The 22,668-nt window shown below is 51.9% G+C and carries 25 protein-coding genes and 1 tRNA gene; 19 read left to right on the top strand and 7 right to left on the bottom strand.

The window, feature by feature from the left end; translation table 11 throughout:
• Positions 1-200: 200 nt before the first annotated feature.
• Positions 201-1,673 (top strand): hypothetical protein, encoded by a 1,473-nt coding sequence (locus HMPREF0573_RS02950; RefSeq protein ID WP_013188850.1) that lies wholly within the window; start codon positions 201-203, stop codon positions 1,671-1,673.
• Positions 1,674-1,737: 64 nt separating this feature from the next.
• Here HMPREF0573_RS02950 and HMPREF0573_RS02945 read toward each other — a convergent pair whose 3' ends face one another.
• Positions 1,738-2,094, bottom strand: a complete 357-nt coding sequence (locus tag HMPREF0573_RS02945) for a hypothetical protein (protein WP_013188849.1) — start codon at positions 2,092-2,094, stop codon at positions 1,738-1,740.
• A 95-nt stretch (positions 2,095-2,189) separates the two neighbouring features.
• On the opposite strand from HMPREF0573_RS02945, the gene HMPREF0573_RS02940 reads away from it, so the two are divergent.
• From HMPREF0573_RS02940 to HMPREF0573_RS02880, 13 genes are all read left to right on the top strand, one after another.
• The gene (locus tag HMPREF0573_RS02940) at positions 2,190-3,614 is read left to right on the top strand and encodes a uracil-xanthine permease family protein (RefSeq protein ID WP_013188848.1); all 1,425 of its coding nucleotides are present in this window, start codon (positions 2,190-2,192) and stop codon (positions 3,612-3,614) included.
• A complete protein-coding gene (locus HMPREF0573_RS02935) occupies positions 3,601-4,206 on the top strand; it encodes a LytR C-terminal domain-containing protein (RefSeq protein ID WP_013188847.1) in 606 nt (201 codons plus the stop codon). Before HMPREF0573_RS02940 ends, HMPREF0573_RS02935 begins: the two co-directional genes overlap by 14 nt.
• Before the next feature lie 160 nt (positions 4,207-4,366).
• Entirely contained in the window at positions 4,367-5,179 is an 813-nt protein-coding gene (locus tag HMPREF0573_RS02930) for a hypothetical protein (RefSeq protein ID WP_004007902.1), read from the top strand.
• Positions 5,180-5,488: 309 nt separating this feature from the next.
• The gene (locus tag HMPREF0573_RS02925) at positions 5,489-6,244 is read left to right on the top strand and encodes a GntR family transcriptional regulator (RefSeq protein WP_004007903.1); all 756 of its coding nucleotides are present in this window, start codon (positions 5,489-5,491) and stop codon (positions 6,242-6,244) included.
• The gene (locus HMPREF0573_RS02920; protein WP_112668458.1) at positions 6,231-6,836 is read left to right on the top strand and encodes a histidine kinase; all 606 of its coding nucleotides are present in this window, start codon (positions 6,231-6,233) and stop codon (positions 6,834-6,836) included. The genes HMPREF0573_RS02925 and HMPREF0573_RS02920 overlap by 14 nt, the downstream gene beginning before the upstream one ends.
• An 8-nt stretch (positions 6,837-6,844) precedes the next feature.
• Positions 6,845-7,651 (top strand): energy-coupling factor transporter transmembrane component T family protein, encoded by an 807-nt coding sequence (locus tag HMPREF0573_RS02915; RefSeq protein ID WP_004007905.1) that lies wholly within the window; start codon positions 6,845-6,847, stop codon positions 7,649-7,651.
• Between the two features lie 56 nt (positions 7,652-7,707).
• On the top strand, positions 7,708-8,487 hold the full coding sequence (locus HMPREF0573_RS02910) for an energy-coupling factor ABC transporter ATP-binding protein (protein WP_244855368.1): 780 nt from the start codon (positions 7,708-7,710) through the stop codon (positions 8,485-8,487).
• Positions 8,478-9,296 (top strand): energy-coupling factor ABC transporter ATP-binding protein, encoded by an 819-nt coding sequence (locus HMPREF0573_RS02905; RefSeq protein ID WP_004007907.1) that lies wholly within the window; start codon positions 8,478-8,480, stop codon positions 9,294-9,296. Before HMPREF0573_RS02910 ends, HMPREF0573_RS02905 begins: the two co-directional genes overlap by 10 nt.
• Before the next feature lie 29 nt (positions 9,297-9,325).
• Complete coding sequence (locus HMPREF0573_RS02900; protein ID WP_004007908.1) at positions 9,326-10,084, top strand: BtpA/SgcQ family protein; 759 nt, start codon at positions 9,326-9,328, stop codon at positions 10,082-10,084.
• Between the two features lies 1 nt (position 10,085).
• Complete coding sequence (locus tag HMPREF0573_RS10045; protein WP_004007909.1) at positions 10,086-10,589, top strand: ureidoglycolate lyase; 504 nt, start codon at positions 10,086-10,088, stop codon at positions 10,587-10,589.
• 166 nt (positions 10,590-10,755) lie between these two features.
• The gene (locus HMPREF0573_RS02890; RefSeq protein WP_244855366.1) at positions 10,756-11,523 is read left to right on the top strand and encodes a carbohydrate kinase family protein; all 768 of its coding nucleotides are present in this window, start codon (positions 10,756-10,758) and stop codon (positions 11,521-11,523) included.
• Between the two features lie 204 nt (positions 11,524-11,727).
• On the top strand, positions 11,728-13,140 hold the full coding sequence (locus HMPREF0573_RS02885; RefSeq protein ID WP_004007911.1) for an MFS transporter: 1,413 nt from the start codon (positions 11,728-11,730) through the stop codon (positions 13,138-13,140).
• Between the two features lie 53 nt (positions 13,141-13,193).
• The gene (locus tag HMPREF0573_RS02880; protein ID WP_004007912.1) at positions 13,194-14,171 is read left to right on the top strand and encodes an SPFH domain-containing protein; all 978 of its coding nucleotides are present in this window, start codon (positions 13,194-13,196) and stop codon (positions 14,169-14,171) included.
• 55 nt (positions 14,172-14,226) lie between these two features.
• Here the strand turns inward: HMPREF0573_RS02880 and HMPREF0573_RS02875 are convergent, their stop codons facing one another.
• The 6 genes from HMPREF0573_RS02875 to HMPREF0573_RS02850 form a co-directional block, all read right to left on the bottom strand.
• Complete coding sequence (locus tag HMPREF0573_RS02875) at positions 14,227-14,577, bottom strand: cupin domain-containing protein (protein ID WP_013188844.1); 351 nt, start codon at positions 14,575-14,577, stop codon at positions 14,227-14,229.
• 25 nt (positions 14,578-14,602) lie between these two features.
• Positions 14,603-15,406 (bottom strand): class I SAM-dependent methyltransferase, encoded by an 804-nt coding sequence (locus HMPREF0573_RS02870; protein WP_036324424.1) that lies wholly within the window; start codon positions 15,404-15,406, stop codon positions 14,603-14,605.
• A gap of 81 nt (positions 15,407-15,487) precedes the next feature.
• A complete protein-coding gene (locus HMPREF0573_RS02865) occupies positions 15,488-16,093 on the bottom strand; it encodes a response regulator transcription factor (protein WP_004007915.1) in 606 nt (201 codons plus the stop codon).
• Positions 16,090-17,304: a sensor histidine kinase gene (locus HMPREF0573_RS02860; protein WP_013188842.1), complete on the bottom strand. Its 1,215-nt coding sequence runs from the start codon at positions 17,302-17,304 to the stop codon at positions 16,090-16,092. Before HMPREF0573_RS02860 ends, HMPREF0573_RS02865 begins: the two co-directional genes overlap by 4 nt.
• On the bottom strand, positions 17,301-18,065 hold the full coding sequence (locus HMPREF0573_RS02855) for an ABC transporter permease (protein WP_004007917.1): 765 nt from the start codon (positions 18,063-18,065) through the stop codon (positions 17,301-17,303). Before HMPREF0573_RS02855 ends, HMPREF0573_RS02860 begins: the two co-directional genes overlap by 4 nt.
• 12 nt (positions 18,066-18,077) lie before the next feature.
• Positions 18,078-18,989, bottom strand: a complete 912-nt coding sequence (locus HMPREF0573_RS02850; RefSeq protein WP_013188841.1) for an ABC transporter ATP-binding protein — start codon at positions 18,987-18,989, stop codon at positions 18,078-18,080.
• Positions 18,990-19,101: 112 nt separating this feature from the next.
• Between HMPREF0573_RS02850 and HMPREF0573_RS02845 the strand changes: the two genes are divergently transcribed.
• The 5 genes from HMPREF0573_RS02845 to HMPREF0573_RS02825 all read left to right on the top strand — a co-directional run bounded on the left by HMPREF0573_RS02845 (position 19,102) and on the right by HMPREF0573_RS02825 (position 22,362).
• The gene (locus HMPREF0573_RS02845) at positions 19,102-19,896 is read left to right on the top strand and encodes a thiamine diphosphokinase (protein WP_013188840.1); all 795 of its coding nucleotides are present in this window, start codon (positions 19,102-19,104) and stop codon (positions 19,894-19,896) included.
• Positions 19,897-19,915: 19 nt separating this feature from the next.
• Entirely contained in the window at positions 19,916-20,557 is a 642-nt protein-coding gene (locus tag HMPREF0573_RS02840) for an endonuclease III domain-containing protein (RefSeq protein ID WP_004007920.1), read from the top strand.
• On the top strand, positions 20,554-21,207 hold the full coding sequence (locus tag HMPREF0573_RS02835; protein ID WP_013188839.1) for an HAD family hydrolase: 654 nt from the start codon (positions 20,554-20,556) through the stop codon (positions 21,205-21,207). Before HMPREF0573_RS02840 ends, HMPREF0573_RS02835 begins: the two co-directional genes overlap by 4 nt.
• A gap of 85 nt (positions 21,208-21,292) precedes the next feature.
• On the top strand, positions 21,293-22,105 hold the full coding sequence (locus HMPREF0573_RS02830) for an alpha/beta fold hydrolase (protein ID WP_013188838.1): 813 nt from the start codon (positions 21,293-21,295) through the stop codon (positions 22,103-22,105).
• 183 nt (positions 22,106-22,288) lie between these two features.
• Positions 22,289-22,362: transfer RNA gene (locus HMPREF0573_RS02825), tRNA-Gly, on the top strand.
• Positions 22,363-22,668 lie beyond the last annotated feature (306 nt).

The raw sequence follows: 22,668 nt of genomic DNA, 5'->3' as shown, positions 1-22,668 counted from the left end.
GTGTTGAAAATCCTCCATGAATCGAGAGTTATCTGGTTAAGTTGAGTTGCTTGGAGGGCAAACTCGACCCTGTAATCTGGCAGTTGATTGAGAAATGCGGGGAAAGTTTAATTCTTCTTTACAGAATCATGCGCCCGTATCTGTTTCAACCTTGTACAATGGTTCCTAGTTATTTGTATTTCTAGGAGGATTGCGGGTTTATGACTGGCGTAAACGTGCCCGGCAGCGGTCAGGGAGGCAGACCTGCGCCTAAACCTGCAAATGCCAACCCAAACTTGGTTTCTTTGGGAGATACTCCCTCCGGAGCGGTTCCGCTTGATTCCGTAGCGGTACCCCTGGACTCGCAAGCAATCCCTCCCCAGGGCTACGCCGGCGCTCCCAATAACGGCAATTTAGTTTCCTTAGGTGAAGGAATGGGCGGTGCGGTACCCCTGAATGGTGCCGGCGACTTCTACAGCAATCAGACGGTGCCGCTCAACGGAGAACCTAGCGGTATGGACGGCGTGATGGGAATGCCGCCAGCCACACCGATGGGTATGCCAGCGCACGATCCGAACAGTCAGCCTCTGGATCCGAACGCTTACGCTGGTTATGGTTACGGGAATTCCAACATGGTTCAGCCGCCTTATTCTGGCGGTCAGATGCCCGTCTCTGACGGCTCTGGGTATCCGGATTATTCAGGATACCCAGTACAAAACCCACCGAATGCTCCGGGTCAGTTCGGAGCTTTTCCCATGCAACCAACGGGATACCCCCCGATGGGAGCGCCCGCTCCTCAATATGAACCCGAACCTATGGATCCGCGCTTGGTGGCGCAGCGCGCTGAGGAACAGCATCCTGATTTGCAGGATATTCGTACCCGTGTGCCCTTTAACATGCCGACTTTAGGATCCGACCAATCCGCGGTGGTCGGACGGGCTTCCCGGCGTAAAAAGCGCGATTCCGGTCAAAAGGAAAACAAGTCCGAAGGCGTGCTGGGGAATCTGACTCTGCCTGGCGATCCAAATGCGGGTCTGTCCCTAAAGGAACTGTTGGGTCAACCGGTGTCAAATATGGCGGCGGCGACGATTCTGAGCCCGAAGGAAATCGAAGATTCTGACGGTCTGCAAATGCGAGCCGTAGGTCTGGCCGTGGGTGCGGTACCCGAAGTGGATGCCCGCTATGAGATTCCTTACATCGCGCGTGAACACCCGTCGTATTACACCGGGTATGAAATCAGCTTGATTATGGAGTCTATCCGCGACCCTGAACATGCCCGCCAAGTGCTGGCTCGTATCGTCGCGATTCCGAGATGGATTCGCTGGGTAATTTCCCTGTTTGGTGGCGTCTGCGGGGCGGCCGTATCCGCTTTGAACGCTTTCCTTTCCTTGCTTGCCTTTACCGTCTTGATGTCGATTGTGCTGCTTTTCACCTATTCTTTTGCCAGTCGTATCGGTTCCGGACGTTTCTATGATCCGACCGGATACAAGGTGATTTGGCTAGGGTCATTTATGCCTATCGGTTTGCTGTCCGCCATTATCGTGGCGCGCTCGATGGTGGGACAGCCCTGGCTGGCTTTTATTGCCTTTGTTATCACAACGATTTGCGGTATCGTCTGGACGACTTGGATTCAAAGCTTCCAGGTGCGCCGTCTGCTATCCTCTGAAATTCCAGACGAGCCAGCTGACGAGTAATTTAGTCGATTCGTCGACTAGCGACCACCCTGAACCGAGGTTGGGACGCCGCGGTTAATCGAGACTAAAACGGGACCACAGTCACCGTAACTTTAGTGATTACCCAAGCTAGGAACCACACTGTACCCCAGCCTATAGACAGGAACGACAGACCGAATGCGGCACGCAGCAGTCCGTCTCCAGGTTGGTGCTCCGACGAGAGCGTACGCACTCGCAGCAATCCACCAGCTAGGACCGCCACGATGAGGGCAGCAATTGAAAGAAACACCGGCACCAGGAAACTGATAAGGGAAACGACGAACAATGTAATGACGACACCAGGAATTTTTTGGGCGGAGTCAGTGTAACCAGGTTGGGAAAAAACCTCTTGCGGGTTGACCTTTTCCAGGTCGGGGAAATCCGAAACATAGGCGTCGCTCACCCGTTTAGCCTAGCGCAACAGGCGTTTTTTTGCGCGACGGGGGGCGTATTAGGATGGGAGGGACAAATTCGGGAGTCTGCAAGGAAGGACGAAACATGTCAGAAACGAAAACCAGTAATTTCAAGTGGAAATTGCATGGGGACGGCAAGCGTATCTCTACCGGTGAGGTAGTTCAGCCCAACGAGCGTCTGACATGGCCACGCACGATAGGTATCGGAGCCCAGCACATTGTCGCAATGTTCGGGGCGACTTTCCTGGTGCCGCTGCTGACCGGTTTCTCTCCCGCAACCACACTGTTCTTTACGGGTTTGGGAACCATCCTGTTTATTCTCATCACGTCCGGACGCTTACCTTCGTATTTGGGTTCGTCCTTTGCATTGATTGCTCCGATTGGTGCGGTGACCGGTTACGTTTCGGGTGGTGGCGCTCCCATTGACTCGGACAAGATGGCTCTGGCTCAAGGTGGAGTGATTTCTGCCGGTGCGCTGCTGCTGCTGGTTGGGGTGCTGGTTCATTTTGCTGGTGCAGCCTGGATTGACCGCATCATGCCACCGATTGTGACCGGGGCAATTGTGTCTTTGATTGGTTTCAACCTGGCCCCTTCGGCGTGGAACAACGTCAAGCAGGCTCCCGTGACTGCTACCGTGACCATCTTGTCCGTCCTGTTGATTACCGTGCTGTTCAAGGGCATTATCGGACGTTTGTCGATTCTGATCGGGGTGCTTATCGGCTATGCGACCGCGGTGATTCGCCACGAAGTAAACTTTGAAGCCATCAGCAAAGCTGACTGGGTAGGTTTCCCGTCATTCCACGCCCCGACCTTTAGCCCCGCCCTGCTGGGTTTGTTCCTTCCGGTAGTGTTGGTCCTCATTGCTGAAAACGTGGGGCATGTAAAGTCCGTGTCCGCTATGACTGGTCAGAATCTCGACGATTTGACCGGTCGGGCTTTGATTGCGGACGGTCTGTCCACCATGATTGCCGGTAGCGGTGGCGGTTCTGGTACCACTACCTACGCGGAGAACATTGGGGTTATGGCAGCGACTCGGGTCTATTCCACCGTGGCATATATCGTTGCCGCTATCGGGGCTTTGGCTTTGTCGATGCTGCCCAAGTTTGGTGAAATTATCGCCACCATTCCGCCAGGGGTTCTGGGTGGAGCCGCCACGATTCTGTACGGCATGATTGGGATGCTGGGAGTGCGTATCTGGGTCCAGAATCAGGTAGATTTCGCTGACCCGGTAAATCTGAATACCGCCGCGGTGGCGATGGTGATGGCTATCGCGAACTACACTCTGGTAGTCGGTGACGTGAAGTTCGAAGGTATCGCGATGGGTTCTTTCGGAGCCATCGTCATGTACCACGTCATGCGGGCGATTTCTAACCTGCGTGGCACGAAGCTTGAGCAAGCCTCCCCGGCTTCTGCACCAGCTGGTACAGAACTGCATTCAGAGGCTTATTCTAAGCGCCATGCGGATCAAGAAATCCGGGCTGCCCAAGGAAGAAGCGATGCCCAGAATTGAAGCAAAGGACCTGATAGGTCAGGGTGATTCCAAGGAGATACGCATCAAGCGGCGGCGCCGCACCCTGGCTCGCCAAACCGTGATTTTTGGCTGGATTGTTCTAGCCATGGCAGCGGTTCTAGTGGTTTCTTTGCCTTTTGCGATGGGTCTGGTTTCTCTGCCTTTTGGTAATTCCTTCGTTTTGTCCGAGGAAGCCAAGGCGAAAGCCCCGCCATGCACCCCGAAAGGAAAGCCGGTTTCACTCAAAGGCGTGACAGTAAACATATTCAACGGATCTTCCCAAAACGGTCTGGCTACGCAAACAGCGCAGCGGCTGAAAGAATTCGGGGTTAAGGTCAACGTAGTTGGTAACTCGCCAGATTCCTATGCTGGGGCGGCTCGGATTAACACCAGCAAGAAAAATATTGCGAAAGCATTCTCTTTGGCGCGGGCTCTGCCAGAAGCTGATGTCAGGATTGATTTGAATCGTGGCGCAGAGATTAACATCCTGCTGGGAGAACAGTTCCAAGGGGCGCTCGCTATGGATAATCTTAGCGACGGCGACTTGGGACCCTATCCGCAAGCACCGAAAAATTGTCAGGAACTTGACTAAAATTCCCGTGGATAACGCAGTACGCCTTGGAGAATCTGGGAAATCCACGCGATAGATAATCAATTAAGATTGGAGTGGCATGTTTTTAGCTATGCTTGAGACTAGATTTGTCACCAATCGATACGAAGAATACAGGTAAGACCAGTGAAAGGGGAACGGCGTGGGGTTGTTTTCTAAGAGCAGACCCGATACCAACGGTCCGGTTCGTCCCTATCTTAAAAGTTTTGCTGGCTGGGAAGCGCCCTCGACATTCGCCACCGTTGAGGATTCCCTCGAACTGCAAGACGATTTTGCGGCACTGTTTGCCGAATATAACGTGGACGATATTCACGGCGCGGAGTTTGACGACTGGGCTTATCTGGTGCGAGACAGAAACAACTCCGATGATTACGCGGCGGTTTGTGTGTGGGTGAAAGGTCACTTTGTGGGCTATTTGGATCACGCTACCGCCGGTAAATACGTGGTGGAGCTAAATGGTTTGGACTCCCAGGAACTCAATCTGGTGGTGCCTTGCCACCTGTGGGCGCAGCGCACTAAATCACGGTTAGCAAATCGTGTCACCTTGAGCTTGCCGCCCGTAGGTGGTGTGGGGCCGGTAAATCAGTTCCCGAAAAAAGCCTTCACCATCTTGCCTCCGGGGGAAGAAATTCCTTTGGAAGACTACGATGACCACATCGCTCCGCTGCACCCGTATATTTCCACGGGCAAGACGGTACCCGTAGCTCTGTGGATGCAAGAGGATAAAACCGGTCTGGGAGCTTATCTCGACAAGAAAACATATATCGGGCGAGTTCCAGACCGTGCTGCCGAGCTGATTGCGCCCCTGGTACGGATTGCGGTGGCGCATAAACTTATCCCGATTGCTCGCGGGATGCTGACTGGCTCAAACATTCGTAACGACCTAACTATTGTCACGGGGGATACTCGTACGGTGGGTTCTCACTGGAATCCGACCCATGACGGTGGCAAATAAGCCATGAACATTTCGCTGAGAGTCTAACCCTATATTTTAGAAATACTGGGGTTGACCGGATGCTGTGTTTCTATCTCAAGTACAACCATATTAGACCCGAAACAAACCGGTAATGGAGATACCTTAGAACTATCAGCGGGGATTTGAGAGCAGAGTTGTTCACAAAGTTTGACACTGTGAATTGTGTGTAAAAACGTCGTTAAAAAGGCAATAAGTGTCATGTACAGAAAAGCTGTACAGCAAAACCGTTGACTTGTATATTCGGTACAAGTAACTTATTTTCATCGCAGTTTTTGTAAAGGGGCAAAAATGGTCAACACGTCACCTCCAGTATATGAACAAATTGCTGAGGTTATACGTCGGCAGATTCATGACGGTGATTACCTCGTGGGAGACAAGTTGCCCTCTGAGAATGAACTCTGTGAAATTCATAAAGTGGCACGTGGAACAATCAGAAGAGCGATAAATGGATTAATCGCGGAAGGTTTGCTGGAATCTGAGAAGGGCAAAGGAACATTTGTCACGTCGCCCGAAAGTAAAACTTTATTGTGGAATTTTGGTTCACTAACAGACCGTCTCAATGATACTTCCGAGCGTGCCCTAGCTAAAGTTCTGGAGCAGACCGTCGTGATTCGTGGAAATAGGAAAATGTTGAGATTGAAACGTTTGCGCTCTATTGAGACGGAAAATACGGTAATACCAATCAGCCTTGACATTTCGTTTCTTCCCGTAGACCTGCTTCCAGGTATCGAAAAGTACGATTTTGAAGATGAGTCTATCTATCGCATCTTGAGGGAAAAATACAATCGGAATCCGACCCAATCTCTTGTTTCACTAAAAGCCAGGATAGCAGATCAGGGCACAAAGCGGATTTTGAAAGAATTGCCCAGCACTCGCTGTTTATTACATGCTACTGGCGCTACCTACGATAATGTTCATGTTTGCATTGAGGAAAGCGAGATTACCTATTCTTCTCGAGTGCAGGCAGTTATGCACATCGATCATCACAATGGATATACTAAACCACTACAAATGACAAAGGAGTTACATCATGTCCATGAATAAAATGACAATCTATCTAATACCAGTTGCGATAGCGCTTAATATTGTTGTTTCGCAAATTGTATTTGCGCTGAAGCTTCCCATTTGGTTGGACTCTATCGGGGTCGTTCTTACGGCAGTGATTTGTGGATTCTGGCCTGCCACTATCGTCGGTGTGCTGACCGGAGCAGCCTCCCTGATAACAAACCCCTCCAACATATTTTACATTCCTTTATTTGTCGTCACCGCCGGGGTAGCCGCTTTACTGGCTCGTAAGCACGGATATTCGTCCTTCCTTCGTTCTCTCCTGTCAGGTATTTTAAATGGGCTAGCAACTGGTATTACGGGGTCTCTTATTACGATTATGGTCTATGGTGGTCTCTCTTCAACCGGAACTGGAATCATTGCTGGACTGTTGCGCCAGGTTGGCGCCCCAAACTGGACTGCTGCTATGGCAGCCGGGGTATCGGGTGATATTACCGATAAAGTTTTGACTGCTTTGATTGTGTTCTACATACTGATTGCGCTGCCCCAGCGCACACTTGCCAAATTCCCTCGTGGAGAAGCCTATTTGCTCACCCGCGAGAAAAAACAATCAGATAAAGACTCTGAATAGGTGTTGATATGGCACAGGTTGAGGAGATTTCCAATGATATTAGGCGCTTCGTTTTTCACCCGAGAAAAACCCATCGCTACCAGCACATTAATCCCGTAGTAAGGTTTCTAATACCTCTGGTTCTCATGGCGGGTGTGCTGGCAAGCGGGGACCCCTTAACCTTCTATATCTTCACTGGGTTAAATATCGCCGCTGCAGCAGCTTTGCAAGTATTGATACTGTTTTGGTCTCGATTCTGGAAGATTGCTCTCACAGTGTCGATATTTACTTTAGGAGTCCGGGCGTTTTTTGAATACGGCGATCACGTCGTATTCAATGTTGGACCCCTAGCTGTTACGCAAGAAGGGTTGGCATCGGCTAATTGGTATGTAGCAATGCTTCTTGCTGTATGCGCTCCCCTGGTACTGCTCACATCGATTCTGTCTTTGCAAGATTTGTCTCATGCCTTGGAGCTACTTGGGGCGCGGCGCCAAGTCTGTTATGTAGTAATCAATTCAGCGAGATTGATTCCTGAGCTTGCCACTCGAGGGAAAGCTGTGCGTGATGCGCAGCGTTCCCGTGGGATACAGGTTGAGGGTAGTCGTCTGGTTAAGCTAAAAGCTGTTCTGCCCACGATTGCCCCCCTGGTCCTCTCCGCGCTGTCAAGTGTGGAAGAACGAGCCGTTGCCATGGAGGTGAGAGGAGCTAGCATCACCGAAATTAAAGGGACCCGTTTGATTCCTCAAGATAAGATTTCCGGATTCGGGTACTTGGGTATTTTCGTTGCAGCTTTACTCTCGGTGTTTATTGGAATAGGAGGACGTCTGCTTTGGTAGTGGCAATAAAAACTACGCAGGTAGCGGTTAAGCATCCCTTAGCGAAAACCTGGGCATTGGAAGATATCAATTTGAATTTGGAGTCTGGAAAAGTTTACGGATTGATGGGGGCTAATGGTTCTGGAAAAACAACATTATGTAACACGCTAAAGGGACTCATTCCAGGTGTCCTTGGCGGCGAAGTAAAAGGTAAAATAGAGATTTTCGGTAAAGACCTGAACGGACTGTCGCAACGAGAGTTGGTTGAAACTATCGCTTTGGTCTTTGAAAATCCATACACCCAGTTGACAGGTACGTGCCAGACGGTTGTCGAAGAGATTGCCTTTGGGCTTGAGAACCTGGGTTGGGAACGCGAGCGCATAATTGAGCAAACCGCACGCGTGATATGCGATATGGATTTGCAAGACCTTGCGTTTAGAGACCCCCTGGAGTTGTCCGGTGGGCAGAGACAAAGAGTCTCTGTTGCCGCGGTGATGGCTATGGATACCCCGGTTATTGTTATTGATGAACCCACTTCTCAGTTGGATCCTGCAACCACAGAAATGATTTTCGCTGCTATTACGAAAATGAAGGACGCCGGAAAAACCGTGCTTCTCTGTGAAAATAAAATTGACCAATTGGTAGAAATTGCGGACGAAATAATCATTTTAGATAACGGAAGGGTTTACACTGCAGGGCAACCCGGTGAAGTACTATCACGAGCCAAATCCGATGGGCTTCACTGCGGTTTCCCGGAACTATTTACGTTATCTTCGGGTTTAAATGTCTCACCTAGATGGATTACATTCGCGCAGGCTAAAGCATCTGTCAATACGTATGTTGAGGAATGGCAATGATTAATTGTGACCACGTTGAATACTGTTATCCGGGTGGGACTCGGGCTCTCACAAGCGTATCCCTCAAAATAGAATGCGGAGAGTGCGTTGCACTCATAGGGCAAAACGGAGCTGGTAAAAGCACCCTGTCGAAGCTACTGAACGGACTAATCCGACCTACCTCCGGAACTATTTACTTAGAAGGGCAAGATACCTCAAATTATCGAACCGATGAAATAGCACAGCGCGTAGGATACGTGTTTCAGAATCCCGATGATCAAATTTTTTCTAAAACAGTACACGAAGAATGTGAGTATGCGCTCAAGCGTCTAGGTGTAGAACAAACTGAAAGGGAAGAGAGAATCACCCAGGCTCTGAGCGTATGTAACTTACTGGAAGAAGCAGAGACTAATCCACTAGATTTGCCCCTTGCGCAGCGTAAGTTTGTCGCAATAGCTGCGGTGCTTGCTATGGACCCTAATTATGTGATTCTGGATGAGCCAACCGCCGGACTGGATGAGTTAGGTCGACGGGATTTAGTCGCCATTATGCAATGGGCCAGTAATGCTGGTAAGTCCGTAATCGCAGTTTCGCACGACATGCGCTTCGTTATTGAAAATTTTCCGAGGGTTGTGGTGATGAGCCAGGGTGGCATAATCAGTGATAATTCTGTAGCAGATGCGTTCTCCAATGATCAAGTCTTGGCAGAGGCGAAGTTAACCGTCCCCCCTGCGGTCCAAATATCTCGGCACGCCGGCGCGCCTAAAGAGTTATTACAAATGGATCAAATTTTCAATTGGTGCAAAGACTTCTTATATCGAAAATCATAAATTTATCCATTTAGAAAGGCATTAACAACATGATGCAAACTAAACAGAATCTACTCGGTAACTGGCCCGGAAACGGTGAAAAACTCTTGCTAGGGATGATTCATTTAAAAGGTAATGAAATAGACGATATCTATTCCCGTGCCGTACGCGAGTGCGACATATATGCTCGTGGCGGATTTGATGGCGTAATAGTTGAGAATTATTTTGGCACTATAGACGACGTTCGCTATTGTCTGCCGCGGCTACAAGACAAGTTCCCTCAGCTTTATGTCGGTGTTGATGTGATTTGGGATAACGATAAGAGCTTCGATTTAGCTGTCGAGCACCAGTTGCCCTTTATCGAGCTTGATTCTCTGGCAGGACAACTCCCTCCTCAAGAGGAGCCGCAATTTGAGGAACGTATCCGTTGGTGTCAGGAAAACTCACCTGCCGTAATTCTTGGAGGAGTCAGACTTAAGAATCAACCCGTTCTCAGTGGAAATCCGCTCGAGGTAGATTTAATGCTTGCCAAAAAACGTGGCGATGGAGTCATTGTTACGGGAGTGGATACGGGAGTTGAAACCGAGCTTTCCAAGATAATTCAATTTCGAGAAATCATAGGTGACTTTCCACTGTTGGTCGGCGCTGGCGTAAATGAGAAAAATTGCACGGAGCAGTTGACAATCGCCGATGGTGCCATCATCGGGTCCTCACTCAAACAAGGAGGAAACGCTAAAGGTGATTTGGAAATGGATAGAGTCGAACGATTAGTTACGGCAGTTAGAGCATTGCGGGGAAAGGTAAAGTAACATGAGCAAGCGGTTAGTAGTCGGAAAAGATGACGTGTCGAAATGGGGGATAGCACTACTTTTTTCACCAGGAAGCGATTCTGTCGTGGTCACTAACGGTGATGGATGGCATGACTTTAAGAGCGCTGCGAAGATTTCAGACGGTGCAGTCAATCTTGCTATGACGCAAGTTAGTGTCCTGCCGAAACGGATTGAAAGAATGGAGAGACATGACCATACAAAGGAAACTCTTTGTCCTACCAATCATTCGATAGTGCTAGGGGTATGCGCGAAAGAATTTGATGTCCCCGAGACTGACCAATGTGTGTTGTTGGAAATTCCCTGTGGAACTGCCCTTGTTATGGATAAAGGAACCTGGCATTCGCCATGCTTCGGGGTTAGCGAGCCAACCCAGTACTACTGGATTGCTACCTCGGACCCTCGTTTTCCGTCAGAGTGGATACCGTTAGCAGGCGGTAGCTTGGAGACATACATGGAGACGGAAAGTGATTCTGATGTCCTCTGACGAGCTAGGAGATTCACTTGAAACACAGTTCGAGAACGGGGGTGCTATCTGTTTCATCGGTGAACCCGTTCTTGACATATATATAAATCTTGACCATTGGCCGAAGCTGGGGGATAAGGCATGTCTGCTGAGTCAAGAGACCTTGCCTGGAGGAACAGTAGCTAATATGGCAGTCAATGCCTCTTGGTTAGGGCTAAAGACCCGCATGATCGGCTGTCTAAAATCCGGAGAAATCAGCGACCAGCTGATAAAAGACTTAAATGAGCATGGGGTTAACACCGACTTCATTTCCTTGACTACCGACGCGCCTGACCCTGTCTGTTACGTCTTTTTAACTGAAGGAAGTAATGTGGCAGCGTACCCGGATCGTTCAAGGGAAAAGCTGTTTTTAGATCAGGAGAGCCTAGAAACGATTTCAAAATCAAGAGTGGTGTGCTCGACACCTGAAAAACTGAGAAGAATATGTAATCATGATGATTTTCTGCAATCGATTCGTAAGGTGAAGCGTTCAGGGGGGCATCTGGTGCTTGATATAGATACCGGCGCAGAATTCGATGCTAAACACCCTCTAGAAACAGAGGCTTCCATAGTAATTATGAATGAGTTTGGGGCTGAGCGTCTATTTGGCATGAACTGGGAACAGCTATCTTCACGACTACCAGACCAATCTCCCGACATTAAATCCGTATTTACATGCCCGGATATTACTCTGTTCGTAACCGGGTCAGAAAAGGGCGTGTGGACTTACAGAGATGGATGGCGCCTGTGGGAGGTAACTCCCGCTCCGGTAGTAGATCCGACCGGGGCAGGAGATGCTTTCGTTGCCGGAATCGTTACTGGTATAGCACAAGGTTATTCCTTTGAACGTTGCGTTTTGCAGGCGTTAGACTGTGGTAAGCAGGCGGTGGGAATAAAGGGTGCCCGATTACGCTGATTAGCTGGACTATTCGCAAATAAACTGATTATGCAGCGGTTATCCTAAGTTGCATAATGGTGGTCTCTGCCACCAACCCTTGTTACGGGCTTTTGACCTGTAACCCGAGCAACGAAAATATATTTTGGTAACTCCCTGTCAGAGCCTTAACCTAGTGTTCCGACAGGGAGATTGTTTCGATTGAAATGAAGGAGTGAAAAATCCGTGGACAGCGTGGAAGCAACGGGACGCAACGAGAAGTCATCTGAGAACCAGGGGAATAACTATCTCAGCGGTTACCTAGCAGCCTGGTTTAAAATCATCGCAACCGGCATGATTACCCTGGTTGCTTTTGAAGCTATTGCGGTCAACACGGCCATGCCCTTCATTGTGGACCGCTTGGACGGCAAAAACCTGTTTGCTCTGGCTGCCGGGATTTCCATGTCCACGCAGTTAATTACTACCGCCCTCGCCGGGACTTGGGTCGATACCAGGGGTCCAAAACCGGTAATTTACGTGGGTATTGCTGCTTTCACTGGTGGATTGCTGGTGGCGAGTTTCGCCCCGAACATTTGGTTCGTCGTGGTGGGGCGCGCGGTTCAGGGCTTGGGTGGCGGTTTGCTCATTGTGCCTCTCTATGTGATGGTCGGTTCCTACGTCTTACCGCACAAGCAGCCAGCTTTTTTTGCGGTTTTTGCTATTGCCTGGGTGGTCCCTTCCCTGGTCGGACCGCTGGTGGCGGGGTTCCTGGTGGACTATGTGCATTGGCGTTTTGTTTTCGGGATTTGCCCCATCCTGTTCCTGGTGTTTTTCCCGTTGCTGTGGCCAAAATTCCGCCAATTTCCCCAGCTACACGACCCGGTTCCGTTTCGCCCCTCGCCTCGACTGCTGTGGGGTTCTATCTTTAGCGGCATTCTGATTGGTACTCTGCAGGTCATTTCCGGGGTGGAACGAGAGACTGTCTCCCCGATATTCATTGTTGCGGCTTTAACCTTGACCTTGGCGCTGTTCTTTGCGGCTCGTCCCATCCTTCCTTCCGGGACTTTCCGAGCAGTTCGCGGAGTTCCCGCCACGGTGGCGATGCGGGGACTATTGAACGGTACTTTCGTCACTGTAGATCTCTACCTGCCCTTGCTGCTGAAAGAAATTCACGGTTGGGGTCCCACCATGGCTGGTCTGTCGATGACAGTTTCATCTATTACTTGGGCATTTAGTTCGTGGATTCAAGGGCGGATTGTGGATCCGGCGCATCGTCGCTGGCTGATTTTCATCGGTCCGATTATCGAAATTTTTGGCACGTTGGTGGTGCTCCTGGCGGTTGTGCCAGGTTTCAGTCCCTGGTTTGTGTTGGTGGGTTGGGCCATAGCTGGTTCGGGGCAAGGTTTGATTTTCCCGCTGGCCACGGTTCATGCCCTCTCTCTGACTCCGGCTCAACGTCACGGTGAGGTTTCCGCAGCCTTGAACGTAGCCGACACGCTGGCGGCTGCCGCGCTGGTGGCGTACGGCGGAATCACCTACGCTACGACTCTCTTTTTAGGACCTTGGGCATTCGCTGCCACGATTGGTTTGATGGTGGTGATGATGTTCGTCCAATTCTGGGTCGGTACCAGGATTTTTGAGTCTTCTTCGCACAAGTGAGGTGCTATAGTTTGTTGTGAGGCTAGGTTTTTGTTGATTGGAAGGATTGGAAGATGGGTGCTTTCCTCGCTTTGTTCGAAAATGTGCTGACTTTGGCGGTTATTGTTGTCATCGTCCTGGCGTTGCTCATCATAGGTGGAATGTTCTTTGTGGTGAAGCAACAGACTAACTATGTGATTGAACGTTTCGGTAAATATCACAAGGTTGCACTGCCCGGTCTGCGGATGAAGATTCCGTTCGTGGATCGGATTGCGAAAAAGGTTCCGCTGCGTATCATGCAGCTGGATTCCGTGGTGGAAACTAAAACGAAAGACAACGTGTTTGTCACGATTCCGGTTTCGGTGCAGTATCAAGTACAAAACGTGGTTGATTCATTTTATCGTTTAGCCAATCCGGAACGTCAGATTCAGTCTTACGTCTACGACCGGGTGCGTACCTCCCTGGCGAAACTAGACCTGGATGAGGCGTTTTCTTCGAAAGATCAAATCGCCCAAGATGTCGAAACGACTTTGGCTGCTGCCATGAACGCTTATGGTTTCGCCATCATCAATACCCTGGTGACAGACATCAATCCGGATCCGACGGTGCGCGCGTCCATGAACTCGATTAATGCTGCTCAGCGGGAGCGCGAGGCAGCGGTTTCCCTGGCGGAAGCCGAGAAAATTAAGACTGTGAAACAGGCTGAAGCCGATGCAGAATACAAGCGCTTGCAAGGTGAAGGTATCGCGGCTCAGCGTAAAGCTATCGTCGATGGCTTGGTCAGCCAGTATGAAGCGTTGCGCGACGCCGGAATTGGAGCCGAAGCGCAAGAAATGCTGCTGTTGACCCAGTATTTCGATACATTGCAGGAAGTCGCGAAAGCCTCTAATACTCAGACGCTGATGCTGCCGTCCAACCCTGGTGGGGTCAGTAACGCGATGGAGGAACTGCGCAACTCGCTGTTCGCCGCCACTCGTGCCGCGGATCAAAAGCCGAAGACCGCGGTACCGCCGCGTTCGCGTACCGTACCCACAACCTCAGCGCAACAGTAACACTGTAATTCCGTGATTTCGTGTCTAGTTAGTGTCGTTGGGAACCTAAAGGGTGCTATTTACCCTGCTCGCTAAGCATATAGAGAACCATTTTTGCGGGAGTCAAGGCTTTAACAGCGTGTGGTAAGCGGGTAGAAAAATGCACCATTCCGCCGGGAAGCAGTTTCACAGTTTTGCCGTCGGCGGTGATTTCAATTTCCCCTTCCAGGGTTTGCACGATCACCGGCATAGCAGCGGTGTGCTCTGATAGTTCTTCGCCGCTGTCGAAGGAAAATAGCACAACATTGACCCCTTCTGCACGCATCAGGGTTTTAGAAACGGTAGAGTTCGGGGAGTACTCAATTTGTTCCGCAAGATTATCTATATACCCTAGATCAGTAGTAACTGATTCTTCTTTTGAATCCATGTTGAATCTCCTCTGACATTTATCTCTATTTACTGGGTTTACGCGCTGTTATAGCTATTCCGGTCAGATTCTTACGGTAGTGCTTAAACGTGGCGCGCATTTCTAAAATCCTCGCCCGTAACTCTCGATCGCGTAGAACATTACCGAGTATCCGCAACACTCCCTTGAGACCTTCATCAGCTAGGTTACGCCGTGGTGACAGCGAAGCCATGGGTTCAAAACCGACCCATTCAATAATAAAACCAGCATTTTCCAGTACCTTGCGCCATTCATTTTCGGTGAGGGGACGAGCGTTCGCGCGAATAACTTGGGCGAGACGCTTGCGCAACTCATCAGCTAGCTGCATGTCTATATCGTTAGGAGTTAACCCGAGTTCGTGAATCGCGTAGCATCCACCTGGTTCTAGTATCCGGTATGCTTCTGAAACAATTTTTTCTTTGTTTTTCTCGCTTTGCATGGTGAGCATCGCCTCACCCACCACTACCTGAGCTGATTGTGACTCTAAACCGGTGTCCTGGGCGTCTGCTTGCACCACTCTGCCGCCGCTGTCCGCAACGATGTTCTGCACCCGCTGGGCTGCGTCCGGGTCTTTATCTACCCCTGTATAGGACTCGACGGGCGCGTCAATAATAATTTTGGCAGTTTTGCCTAATCCGGGTGCAAACTCTACAACTCTCTTTCCTGGTATATCAGCTGCTTGGAGCATCCGGTTGGTAAGTTTGAGTCCTCCGGGACGCAGCACCCGTTTTCCAGCACGCGCTAGTACCCAATATCCGGGTGCGACTTTAGTTGCGCGGGTACTTTGCGGAAGATTACAGTCATCATTCATGTTCCCAGTCTATCAGAATAGGCTTAGGCAAGCCTTACCTATTCTAAGTAGTTTGGGTGCTTGGACGCACAAGCGGTGTGTTTAGAGCCATCCGAGTTCACGGGCTTTTCGGGCTGCGCCTGCCGAGGTGTCCGCGTGGGTTTTGCTGATCGCACTAGAGAGGTAGTTGCGTACCGTGCCGGGTGAGAGATACACCTGGGTTGCGATTTCTTGGACTTTCAAGCCTTTTTCGGCGATTTTCAGGACTTCAATCTCGCGTTCTGTCAGCGGGTTATCGCCCTCGAAAAGGGATTCGGTGGCCAATTTTTGGTCCACAGCGGTACCGCCGGCGGCGATAGTTCGTACCGCGGCGGCGAGTTCTTCGGCAGGAGTTTCCTTGACCATAAAGCCTTTGGCGCCGGCGTTCAAGGCGCGTTTCAAGTAGCCGGGACGCCCAAAAGTCGTCAAAATCAGCGTTTTAGTGTCGGCAGCAGTCTCGGTGATGGCTTGGGTGGCAGCGATTCCGTCAAGGTCGGGCATTTCGATGTCCACCACAGCAACCTGGGGGTGGTGGGTTTGGACGGCATCGAGGAGCTCGCGACCATTGCTGGCCTGGGCGACTACCTCAATGTCGCCTTCGAGTTCCAGCAGTGCCGCAATTGCTCCGCGCACCAGCGCTTGATCATCAGCCAATACCACGCTAATCACAACTTTACCTCCACTACGGTGCCGGTCTCCGGGATGTTTTGCCGCTCGCTCTCGGCACTTGCGGCACTCGTGACCTCACGTTTCCCAACTATACTGAGAGTCCCGCCGACCTGTTCCACACGAGCCTTGAGCCCCTCCAGACCATGTCCGGTAGCATCGGGGGAGATGCCCACCCCATTATCGGTGATAGTCAGACTGCTCCGGTTCATCTCGATAGTGACTTGACGAGCCGCCGCGTGACGAATGATATTAGTAGTCGCCTCCCTAATCACCCAGGCAAAAATCGCTTGGTTCACAGCGGGGATGGAATCGAGATTTGACCAGGCGGTGCCCTCCCGCTGCAAGTCAATACCGGCACTCTCCAATGCCTGAGACGCGGCGGCGATTTCTTCGAACAAACTCTGTACTTTGAGCCCCGCCACAGTCTGCCTAACCTCTTCGATTGATTCCCGCGCCAGGTTTGTAATCTCGTGCAGTTCCGCCTGGGCACGCCCGGAATCACGTTCCAGCAGTTTTCCGGCCAGTTCCGACTTGAGAGCAATGACCGTAAGGGTGTGACCCAGGACATCGTGTACATCCCTGGCAACGCGTTCGCGTTCTTCCAAAATCGCTTGTGTTCTGGCTTGGCGCTGGCTCTCGATACCGGAACCGATAAAGAAAGCTATTCCCGCCACGAACATAAACACCGCTGAGGTGGAGATGGAGAGACCAAAATATTCTTGACCATTCGGTACAAAACGGGGGATGAGGAAGGAGGCTAAAACCGTCAAGGCTCCGGCAATGTAGCCAGCCGCCTGGGGCAGGGCGAAAGGTGCGGCAGCAGCGATAAACGGCAGGAAAGTTAAGGATTTCAGCGGTCCTAACACTGCCACCTGTAGCAATGTAATCAGCACAAGTACCACAAAGACTATGGCGTCGCTCTTGCGTAGGCGGTGCCGACCGTCGAAGTAGCGGAAGTTACGCTCTCCCATGATTGGTTTGCGCCACGAGAGTGAAAAAGCAGCCACGTAAGCCAGCGCGAATATGGCGGTTAATACCAGGGAAATTATCTTCGGTCCCAGGGGTAAGGTCAGGGCTCGACTAATCGGAAAGTACAGGAACCCCAGCCATACGAGACTCATGAAGGTGCTCGTGAAAATGTAGGAGTTCGAAGGCGAACTGGTGAGACTGCGATCTTCTATGGCGAGGGCAGGGGAAGATTCCGGGTTCATGCGTGCCTCCGTGAACGTTGATAGCCCCACAGTGCCAGAAGAGCAAAAATCAAGATCCACACTACAAAGTTCACGATGCCAATTCCTAGGTTTTCGGTGTACGGCTTTCCGTCCATAGTAATCTGATTTCCGTTAGTGCCGGCATATCTGGCGAGAATTCCGTAACCGTAGCCCGGCATGAATTTCGCGAAATCCAGCAGCCATCCGCCCAGGGGCATGAAAAAATTCGCTATGAAAGCAAACAGGGTGGTCAGTCCCGAGGCGATAGAGACGGCTGTATCGGAATGCAGCAACAGTCCGAAAGCCAGACCGTAGAGGGTGAAAGTGAGTGATCCGCCCAGAATCACCAAGACAGAGATAATCCAGGCAGAGGGCTCCGCTTTGGCTTGAGTCAGACCACCCAGCAGGAAGATGACCGCCACGGGCAAAGCCGCCAGCAGCGCTCCCAGGGCGATTTTGGTACCCAGGTACCTCCCGTTACTCAGGGGAGTCAGTGCGATTTGGCGTCCCCAACCTTGAATCTTTTCCACGGAGGTGCCAGCGGCAAAGCTGGCGGTGGAGAGAATGGCTCCGTAGGCGGCGATATTGACCATAATGACCCAGGCCCAATTGACAGTCGTGTCGGCGACCATTTCCTTGGCGTAGGTCGCGGCAACCCCAAAAATCAGGTAAATCACCACCGGAAGGCCAATGACAAACATGGGTACTTCGGGTGAGCGCAGAATTCGCTTTAAATCCAGAGCAAATATTTTCGTGTTCATGATGAGATTTCCTTAGTTGCTGGTTAGGGTAAAGAAAGTGTCCTCCATGGAGGGAGGTACGATTTCCAAATGGCTCACGCCTGGTTGAGAGAGGATGAAACGCGCGAAATCATCCGATTTCTGTACCGAGAGGTACATTCTGTGGCCTTTGATTTCGACAGATTCTTGGGGCCAATGTTGCTGTATCTGAGCGGTGAGCGCGTCGAGGTGCGAGGAATCAACCTGGAAGGACACGTTGCGCGTTCGCTGGGCAGTAATTTCTGCCGGGCTGGCATCCGCAATAATTTTTCCGTGATTCATCACCACGATGCGATCAGCATAATCCGCGGCCTCCTGCAGGTAGTGGGTGGCAAAGATGATGGTCTTGCCGTTTTGTGCCTGACCGTGCATCACTTCCCAAAAGTCGTGGCGCGCGTTGGCGTCCATCCCCGCAGTCGGTTCGTCGAGTATCAATAAATCCGGGTTTGGCAACAGAGCTAGCGCGAATTTAATCCGCTGCTGTTCCCCGCCGGAGCATTTCCCAATCTTACGTTTGCGGATTGGTTCCAGGTTTGCCGCGCTTATCACTCGCTCCCGATTTTCCGGGGTGTCAACATCGTGACCGTAAGCTGCGGCAATCCAGCGGACGACTTCGGAGACATACATGTCTTTGAGCAGGCCCCCCGTTTGCAGGACGGAGGCAATTTGACCGCGGGAAATCGCAGTTTTTGGGCTTTCGCCCAGAACCTGCACTTCCCCGGAGGTCGGTGCACTGAGCCCCAGAACCATATCCAGAGTGGTGGTTTTTCCCGCCCCGTTCGGTCCCAGCAGAGCCATAACTGTACCAGTCGGTACATTAAGTTCGATGCCGTCCACCGCGTGGACTTTCCCGAAGTGCTTATGCAGATGAGTGAGCTGCAGAGCAGCTGTAGTGGTTGTGTTCATGTATTTAAGTCTCGCGCCCCGGCGTTTGAGCCGGTAGTGTGCGCAATCACAAAAATTAGATGACATCTGTCATGTTTTCCGGGCTTTGTGGGAGCCAGATTAGAATGACTCCATGACCAAGATGTGCGAGTATCTGGACGATTCGGCAAAAAATGGCGCTGTGTCGGTTGGTTCACGCTGCCTGGTGGTGGTCGGAGGGGTGCAAGGTCTGCGTGCGCTGTGCGCTGATAGCTGGGATTTTTTGACCTATGAGCTGGTAATTTGTGGCGATTCGGGTCAGGATGTGGCGCGAACTTTGGGGATTAATCCCGACGTCTATATCGGCGACTTCGATTCTTCGCCGCGTCCGGCAGGTCAGACTGAGTTCGCGGACGGACGCACCCGCTCTCCCGAAACCTTGGCGGCAGTGCCCGTCATCACCCCTAGTGATGCGGTTCCCGGCGATGGCGTGGAAGTGATAGTACTCCCCGTAGCCAAAGAAGTTACAGATTCTGAAGCGGCAGTCGATTTGGCGTATTCTCGAGGTTACCGGCACATTGATGTCATTGGCGGCTTGGGGGGGCGCTTGGATCATACTTTGGGGAACCTTGGTATCTTGGCGAAATACGCTCACACTTCCGCCCGACTACGCTGGATAGATGGCTACAACATGGTGTCCTTGGTGGGTCCGGGAACCCATACGGTACCCCGCAACGACTACCGCTATTTCGGTTTAATTCCTTTCGACGGTGATGTGCAGGGGCTCACCCTGGCGGGGACACGCTACCTGGTCGAGGACTTTACCCTGGTTCGCGGCTCAACACGCGGGGTTTCCAACGAAATCACCGCACAGTGCGCCACCGTTTCTTTCACCAGCGGCAGACTGCTGATGGTCTCGTCACGAGACTTGCAGATTTCGGGTCAATAGTCCGTCCGGGTGGCTCTTCATGACAAGCGCGGTAGGGCAGGTTTCAGGTTTTCGCGAGCTATTCGAGATTTTGCAACGCAATGTGAGAGATGCGGGAAAGTGGTGGCCGGCAGAAACGAAGTTTGAGATCCTGGTGGGTAGTGTGCTGACCCAAAACACGACCTGGACCAGCGTGGAAAAGTCCCTAGAGAACCTGCGGAAGCAGGGACTGCTTAACCCGATGCGGCTGGTGGGAGCGAAATCGAGCGAACTGGAGACACTCATTCGACCCAGCGGATTCATGCGCGCGAAAGCACAATACCTGAAAAACTTGACCGAATGGTACATAAAAACTGATGCCCGGGCTGGTGAGATTGACACCCCAACGCTGCGCAACTCCCTTTTGCGAGTTCCGGGAGTGGGTGAGGAAACTGCCGACGACATCCTGCTTTATGCCTATGACCGCCCGGTTTTTATTTTCGATACCTATGCGCGCCGGTTGCTAGCGGCAGCTGGTTTGGGCGAGTTTCGGACCTATCGTCAAGCGAAGCAGGTCTGTGATGCGGCATGGCGAGTGGAGGGATTTACGGTGGCGGAACTGGCGATATTCCACGGTTTAGTGGTACAGGCCGGAAAGGACGCGCGCCGGGAGGGAAGTTGGGAAGGTATCCTGAGGACATGATTAAAGGCGCGATTTTCGATTGTGACGGGACGCTGCTCGACACGATGCCGCTGTGGCGAGAGGCAGCCGGAAAATACTTGACGACCTTGGGGATAGAGGTCGAAAAAGGTTTGGGGGCGCAATTTTTCGAGATGACTTTGCCCGAGTCGGCTCGCCTGGTGCGCCAACGCTTCGGTTTGGACTTAACGGTCAACGAAGTCGTGAATGGTATCAAAGATGCGGTCTATACCGGCTATCTCGAGGACGTGCAGCTCAAGCCCGGTGCCAGAGGTTTCTTGGAGGTGCTGTCCGAAGCGGGGGTGCCGATGACGGTGGTCAGTTCCGGTTCTGAGGGTCTGATTCGCCCGGCTTTTCGGCGTCTGGGGATTGAGGAGATGTTTGCCCAGTATTTTGCCTCCTCGGAGACTGGGATGCATAAGCGCGAGCCGACTATGTTTTTGCAGGCGGCGGAGGCGATGGGCAGCGTGCCGGAGGATGCTTGGGTGTTTGAAGATGCGGTTTATGCGGTCCGGGTGGCGAATGCGGCTGGGTTTCACACGGTGGGAATTGCTGACGATGCCAGCCTGGGCGAGTCGGATGTTCTGGCGCGCGAGGCGGAGGCGTACTGGGAAGAATTTCCCGCCGCTATCCCTGACTTCATGCTCCAGTAACAACCCGGCGATGTTCCAGTCGCGATTGAGGGTTTCGCCGACGTTTTAAAAACCCATTTTGACTAAGAAGGCAGAAAGGAGCCCGATGCGTTCAGGCAGTTTCACGACCAATCTTGGGGTCATTCGCTATTGGGTGACCGATGCGCCGTTGGCTGGCAAGCCCTGGCTGGTGTTACTGCCGGGCTTGACTGCTGATCACCGACTGTTTGCGCGACAGATTAAATATTTTACCGGTCGGTACAATCTGTTTGTGTGGGACGCGCCCGCGCATTACCGCTCGCGGCCCTTCGAACTAGCTTTTGACCTTGACGATATGGCTCGCTGGCTGGGCGAAATACTTGACGTGGAGTGTATCGAGCGGCCCGTCTTGGTGGGGCAATCCTTGGGTGGCTATATCTCGCAGGCCTTCATGGGCCTGTTCCCGGGTCGGGCGGAGGGCTTCGTTTCGATTGACAGTGCTCCCCTGCAAAAGCGGTTCTATCCGGACTGGGAGCTGGCTGCCTTGAAGCGCATGGACGCAATCACCCGCTACATTCCCTGGAGTGTGTTAAAGCCTTGGGGTGCCAGGGGGACCGCCACCACTAAGTACGGGCGCCGCCTGGTCTATCGTTTCTTGGAAACGTACGGAGAGGCGGAATATCGGCGATTGATGGTCTTTGGCTATGGCATGTTAGCCCGCGCCGTGGAAAAGGACCGTGCGTACCGAATCGACTGTCCGCCCCTATTGATTTGTGGGCAGCGCGACCATGCCGGCGACGTAAAGACCTACAACCGCAAGTGGTCGCGGGCGATTGGCTGTCCGGTGCATTGGATTAGGGGGGCTGGGCACAACTCGAACACCGACCGACCTGGGGAAATCAATAGTCTCATCGAGGGCTTTGTAGGTTCCCTTCAATAGGTTCCTCTGGTTGCGTCAACAAAACACCAAACGAAAAAAGATTCATCGCCTAACAGTGCGGAGCTGATTAAGAAACGATGTGCCGTTTCCGGCGTCGTACCTCAGAAATAAAACGACTCTTGTCGCCTGCGATTTTTGCACTAACAGCATGTGTGAGATACTGAGGAAGCGTTTGTGCGCCTTGCGGGCGTAGTTCATCGGTAGAACGACAGCTTCCCAAGCTGTAAAGGCGGGTTCGATTCCCGTCGCCCGCTCCATTGACTAAAAGCCGGGCTTTAGCCCGGCTTTTAGTCAATCTGGGGGGCTGCGACGGGAATCGAACAAGTTCGCTCAGCGGCAGCGACGCAGTCGCATGAGCCGCTGAGTAAAACGGTGGAGGCGTTAAAAAACGGCACTGGTGTGCCGTTTTAGCCGGAACGCCTTAAAAATCCTCCGTCGCCCGCTCCACAAAATAAGCCCCGGCAGGAATCAAACAAATTGCGCGACGGCATCGAGCGTAGCGAGAGTGAGCCGTCGCGAAAACGGTGGAGGCGGCATAAAAGCAATGCCCAGTGGGCATTGCG

Source organism: Mobiluncus curtisii ATCC 43063, assembly GCF_000196535.1.
Taxonomy (GTDB): domain Bacteria; phylum Actinomycetota; class Actinomycetes; order Actinomycetales; family Actinomycetaceae; genus Mobiluncus; species Mobiluncus curtisii.
Note: the sequence above shows the minus strand (reverse complement) of the source record. Positions and strands in the feature narration are given on the sequence as shown.

Excerpts from the sequence above, each read along its gene's own strand:
- HMPREF0573_RS02950 (WP_013188850.1), top strand. The coding sequence starts at position 201 with ATGACTGGCGTAAACGTGCCCGGCAGCGGTCAGGGAGGCAGACCTGCG.
- HMPREF0573_RS02940 (WP_013188848.1), top strand. The coding sequence starts at position 2,190 with ATGTCAGAAACGAAAACCAGTAATTTCAAGTGGAAATTGCATGGGGAC.
- HMPREF0573_RS02935 (WP_013188847.1), top strand. The coding sequence starts at position 3,601 with ATGCCCAGAATTGAAGCAAAGGACCTGATAGGTCAGGGTGATTCCAAG.
- HMPREF0573_RS02925 (WP_004007903.1), top strand. The coding sequence starts at position 5,489 with ATGGTCAACACGTCACCTCCAGTATATGAACAAATTGCTGAGGTTATA.
- HMPREF0573_RS02920 (WP_112668458.1), top strand. The coding sequence starts at position 6,231 with ATGTCCATGAATAAAATGACAATCTATCTAATACCAGTTGCGATAGCG.
- HMPREF0573_RS02915 (WP_004007905.1), top strand. The coding sequence starts at position 6,845 with ATGGCACAGGTTGAGGAGATTTCCAATGATATTAGGCGCTTCGTTTTT.
- HMPREF0573_RS02905 (WP_004007907.1), top strand. The coding sequence starts at position 8,478 with ATGGCAATGATTAATTGTGACCACGTTGAATACTGTTATCCGGGTGGG.
- HMPREF0573_RS02900 (WP_004007908.1), top strand. The coding sequence starts at position 9,326 with ATGATGCAAACTAAACAGAATCTACTCGGTAACTGGCCCGGAAACGGT.
- HMPREF0573_RS10045 (WP_004007909.1), top strand. The coding sequence starts at position 10,086 with ATGAGCAAGCGGTTAGTAGTCGGAAAAGATGACGTGTCGAAATGGGGG.
- HMPREF0573_RS02890 (WP_244855366.1), top strand. The coding sequence starts at position 10,756 with ATGGCAGTCAATGCCTCTTGGTTAGGGCTAAAGACCCGCATGATCGGC.
- HMPREF0573_RS02880 (WP_004007912.1), top strand. The coding sequence starts at position 13,194 with ATGGGTGCTTTCCTCGCTTTGTTCGAAAATGTGCTGACTTTGGCGGTT.
- HMPREF0573_RS02875 (WP_013188844.1), bottom strand. The coding sequence starts at position 14,577 with ATGGATTCAAAAGAAGAATCAGTTACTACTGATCTAGGGTATATAGAT.
- HMPREF0573_RS02870 (WP_036324424.1), bottom strand. The coding sequence starts at position 15,406 with ATGAATGATGACTGTAATCTTCCGCAAAGTACCCGCGCAACTAAAGTC.
- HMPREF0573_RS02860 (WP_013188842.1), bottom strand. The coding sequence starts at position 17,304 with ATGAACCCGGAATCTTCCCCTGCCCTCGCCATAGAAGATCGCAGTCTC.
- HMPREF0573_RS02855 (WP_004007917.1), bottom strand. The coding sequence starts at position 18,065 with ATGAACACGAAAATATTTGCTCTGGATTTAAAGCGAATTCTGCGCTCA.
- HMPREF0573_RS02850 (WP_013188841.1), bottom strand. The coding sequence starts at position 18,989 with ATGAACACAACCACTACAGCTGCTCTGCAGCTCACTCATCTGCATAAG.
- HMPREF0573_RS02845 (WP_013188840.1), top strand. The coding sequence starts at position 19,102 with ATGACCAAGATGTGCGAGTATCTGGACGATTCGGCAAAAAATGGCGCT.
- HMPREF0573_RS02840 (WP_004007920.1), top strand. The coding sequence starts at position 19,916 with ATGACAAGCGCGGTAGGGCAGGTTTCAGGTTTTCGCGAGCTATTCGAG.
- HMPREF0573_RS02835 (WP_013188839.1), top strand. The coding sequence starts at position 20,554 with ATGATTAAAGGCGCGATTTTCGATTGTGACGGGACGCTGCTCGACACG.
- HMPREF0573_RS02830 (WP_013188838.1), top strand. The coding sequence starts at position 21,293 with ATGCGTTCAGGCAGTTTCACGACCAATCTTGGGGTCATTCGCTATTGG.